Source organism: Intrasporangium sp. (genome assembly GCF_039812505.1).
In the GTDB taxonomy this organism is placed as follows: Bacteria; Actinomycetota; Actinomycetes; order Actinomycetales; family Dermatophilaceae; genus Intrasporangium_A.
This window is the reverse complement of record NZ_JBDIAQ010000235.1, coordinates 1-3594: the sequence shown is the minus strand read 5'-3', so window position 1 is coordinate 3594 and position 3594 is coordinate 1. Positions and strand designations below refer to the sequence as shown.

Sequence of the window (3594 nt, the reverse complement as noted above, 5' to 3'; positions counted from 1 at the left end):
CGCCGGTCATCAGCGCGTTCCGGACGGCGGCCCCGGGCGTCACCCTGACGATCGCCCAGCCCGAGGAGATCGAGGTGGTGCGCGAGCTGGTCCGCTCCGGGGAGTGCGAGATCGGCGTGCTCGACCAGCGCGCGCAGGACACGGACGAGCTGAGGATGGAGGTGATCGCCACCCAGGAGCTCTTCGCCGTGCTTCCCCCCGGCACCCGGGTGGGTCGGAACCGCACCCTGACGTGGCCCGACCTGCTCGCGCACGGCCTCATCACGGGGGCGCGCGGCACGCTGGTCCGTGACCTGGTGGAGCAGTGGGCCCGGGAGGAGGGACGGGAGGTCCGGGTCGCGATCGAGCTGGGCCGTCGGGAGACCTCGATCCACCTCGTCCTGGTGGGTGCCGGGGCCGCGGTGCTGCCGGCCTCGCTGGCGCAGACGGCAGCGGCACTCGGCGCCGAGGTGCGACCCCTGCGCCACCCGGTGCCGCGGACGCTCTGCATGTGCTGGCGGCCCGGGCCGCTCTCGCCTGCGGCCGAGCTCTTCCGCCGGCTGGTCCGCGCCCGGGTCGCCACCGCAGCAGGCGCCGGCGGGGCAGGCGGCTGAGGCGGTCCGCCGCCCTCCGCCGGGTGGGGACCGGCGCGGGAACCCCTCGCCCCCGGAGGCTGGCCCGCAATCGGTCCGGGGGCTGCCAAGGGCCCTCGCCCGGCGCTAGGTTGGGCCATGGACGTCGTCGAGCTGACACCCACCCGTGACCAGTACGCCTACACGTTCGGTGGGGTGGCGCCCCTGGCCCGGGTCGAGCCCGGCACCGTCCTGCGGCTCTGGTCCGACGACGCCTTCGGCGGGGTGCTGCGCTCTGTGGACGACCTTTCCGGTGACAAGGTGGACCTGCGCTTCGTCAACCCGCAGACGGGGCCCTTCCACGTCGAGGGGGCCGAGCCCGGCGACACCCTCGTGCTGCACCTCGTCGACCTCGAGCCGGCCCGCGACTGGGGCGCCTCGGCGGCGATCCCGTTCTTCGGGGGCATGACCAGCACCGACCGGGTCGTCACCCTGCAGGACCACCTGCCCGACACCACGTGGATCTACCAGCTCGACCGGGACCGGCGCACGGTCGGGTTCGCGGCCCGGCACAGCGACCACCACATCGAGCTGCCGCTCGAACCCATGCTGGGCACCGTCGGGGTGGCCCCCGCCGGAGGAGAGGCCAGGTCCTCGCTCGTGCCCGAACGGTTCGGCGGGAACATGGACACGCCGCAGATGCGGCCCGGCGCCACCGTCTACCTCGGCGTCAACGTCGAGGGTGCCCTGTTCTCGGTCGGCGACGGCCACTACCGGCAGGGCGAGGGCGAGGCGTGCGGCACCGCGGTGGAGGGTGCGATGACCTCGACGATCATCGTCGACCTCGTCAAGGGCGGCGCCCCGGCCTGGCCGCGGATCGAGGACGACACGCACTGGATGACCGTCGGGTCGAGCCGTCCCATGGAGGACTCGTGGCGCATCGCCAACGCCGAACTCGTGCACTGGGTCGCGCAGCTGTACCGGCTGCACGTCATGGACGCCTACCAGCTGTGCTCGCAGATCGCCGAGGTGCCGGTCGCCAACGTCGTCGACGCCAACTACAGCGTCGTCGTCAAGGCGGCCAAGGCGCTGCTGCCGACCGCCCGAGCCTTCGACGGCATCCACGCCGACCTGCGCGAGCGGGCCCGAGCGCTCCGCACGCGCTGAGCTCGGCGGCATACCACTCATCCCGGCACCATCGACGAAAGGCTGGCCATGGAACTGCAGCTCACCGGCAGACGGGTCCTCGTGACGGGCGGCACGCGAGGTATCGGACGCGCCATAGTCGAGGGCTTCCTCGACGAGGGCGCACTCGTCGGGTACTGCTCGCGCAGCGCCGATGACGTGGCGGCGACCGAGGCGGCGCTGGCAGGTCGCGGGACGACGGTCGGGACGTGCCTGGACGTCGGCGACGCCGAGGCGCTCGGGCAGTGGGTGCACGACTCGGCGCAGCGTTTCGGTGGGCTCGACATCGTCGTCGCCAACGTGAGCGCCCTCGCGATCCCGGACACCGACGAGAACTGGGAGACGAGCCTGCGCGTCGACCTCATGCACACGGTCCGGCTGGTCAAGGCCGCGCTGCCGCACCTCGAGCGGAGCGACGCCGCTTGCATCGTGGCCATCTCGAGCGTCTCGGGACGCGAGTCGGACTTCGCCTCCGGGCCGTACGGGGTCGCGAAGACCGCGATCGTCGGGTACATCCACGGCCTGGCGATCCAGCTGGCCGGCAAGGGGATCCGGGCGGTCACCGTCTCCCCGGGCAACACGTACTTCAAGGGCGGGGTGTGGGCCGGCATCGAGCGGGACGACCCGGCGCTCTACGAGATGGCCGTCGGGCTGAACCCGACGGGGCACATGGGCAGACCGGAGGACATCGCGGCGCCGGTCGTGTTCGTCGCCAGCCCGCGGGCCGGCCGGATCAGCGGGGCGAACATCCTGGTCGACGGTGCCCTGACGCGAGGCATCCAGCTCTGACCCGGGTCCGCTACGTGGACGTGCCGAGGGTGGTCACGTGCAGCGTCTCCTGCAGGGTGTCCGGGTTGCGGGTGCTGAAGGCGACCTGGTTGCCGTGGGTGGCGACCCCGGCGGGCCAGGCGGCGCCGTCGGGGGGGCCGGCCAGTGGGCGCAGCTGCTTGCCGGTGCGCAGGTCCAGGGCGCGCAGCTCGGCGGCGCCGGAGGTCACGTACACCAGCCAGCGGTCGGCGAGCCAGACGCCGTCGGAGAGGGTGTCGTTCACCTTCCGCGGTGCCTGTCCCGCGGTGAGCGCGGCCGCCCAGATGCTGCCGGTGGCTCCGTCCGGCAGGTCGCGGTGAACCCATGCGACCGTCGTCTGGGACGCGCTGGCCAGACGGTCCGACCCGGTCCTGCTCAGGGCTCGCGCGTCCTGCGGGGGCGCGCCCAGCCGCAGGGTGTAGATGTCGGTGTGTCGCGGTGGCGTGGGCCGGGTGACCGGCCGGGCCGGGTACGGGGTCATGCTCTCGAAGACGAGCCGGTCGCCGGCCAGGTGCACCTCGTCGGCGCTGGCGTTGATCCGCTGGTCGGCCGTCTGCTCGAGGGTGGCCGTGTCGTAGATGCGCACCTGGGTCGTGCCCGGGGCCACGACCGCCCAGGGCGGGCGCAGCGGCACGACCAGGCGTCCGGCAGCGATGGTGGGGTAGGGCGGGCTGGTCTTGTCCTTTGCCCCGGTCTGGATGGTCATGGCCTGGCAGCCGGGCAGCAGGCAGGTGCGCAGCCGCCAGTTCGAGCCGAGGTCCTCCAGGGACTGCTCCCGCTGCCAGTCCACCCAGAACAGCCGGTCCTGGTCCACCCCGACCCAGCCGAGGTGCCCACCCGGGTAGCTGGTCCGGGCCACGGTCCGGACCCGGCCGGTGGCTCGGTCGGCCACCTGCAGCTGGTTCTCGCGCCCGTCGCCGCACCGGTCGCAGCCGGCCCAGGCCAGCACGTGCTCGCCCAGGGCCAGCCAGGCGGTCATGGCGTCAGGTGGCCGGGTCACCGTCAGCGTGGCGGCCGGCCGGGGCGTGCCGGTGCTCGCGCGGCTCGGTGC

The 3594-nt window shown here is 73.5% G+C and carries 4 protein-coding genes; 3 read left to right on the top strand and 1 reads right to left on the bottom strand.

The annotated features are described in order from the left end of the window. The 3 genes from WMI84_RS17530 to WMI84_RS17520 form a co-directional block, all read left to right on the top strand. On the top strand, positions 1 to 593 hold a 593-nt coding region (locus tag WMI84_RS17530; RefSeq protein WP_347355059.1), incomplete at its 5' end, for a LysR family transcriptional regulator substrate-binding protein. A gap of 117 nt (positions 594 to 710) precedes the next feature. After that, positions 711 to 1718 carry an acetamidase/formamidase family protein gene (locus WMI84_RS17525; RefSeq protein ID WP_347355058.1) on the top strand — a complete coding sequence of 336 codons (1008 nt, stop codon included), beginning with the start codon at positions 711 to 713 and terminating at the stop codon, positions 1716 to 1718. A gap of 48 nt (positions 1719 to 1766) precedes the next feature. Next, the gene (locus tag WMI84_RS17520; RefSeq protein ID WP_347355057.1) at positions 1767 to 2525 is read left to right on the top strand and encodes an SDR family oxidoreductase; all 759 of its coding nucleotides are present in this window, start codon (positions 1767 to 1769) and stop codon (positions 2523 to 2525) included. Positions 2526 to 2535: 10 nt separating this feature from the next. Here WMI84_RS17520 and WMI84_RS17515 read toward each other — a convergent pair. Then, positions 2536 to 3594, bottom strand: a 1059-nt coding sequence (locus tag WMI84_RS17515) for a hypothetical protein (protein WP_347355056.1), incomplete at its 5' end; no start/stop codon positions are given.

What these genes read in the sequence shown, in the direction of transcription:
- WMI84_RS17525 (WP_347355058.1), top strand. Translation starts at nt 711, where the DNA reads ATGGACGTCGTCGAGCTGACACCCACCCGTGACCAGTACGCCTACACG.
- WMI84_RS17520 (WP_347355057.1), top strand. Translation starts at nt 1,767, where the DNA reads ATGGAACTGCAGCTCACCGGCAGACGGGTCCTCGTGACGGGCGGCACG.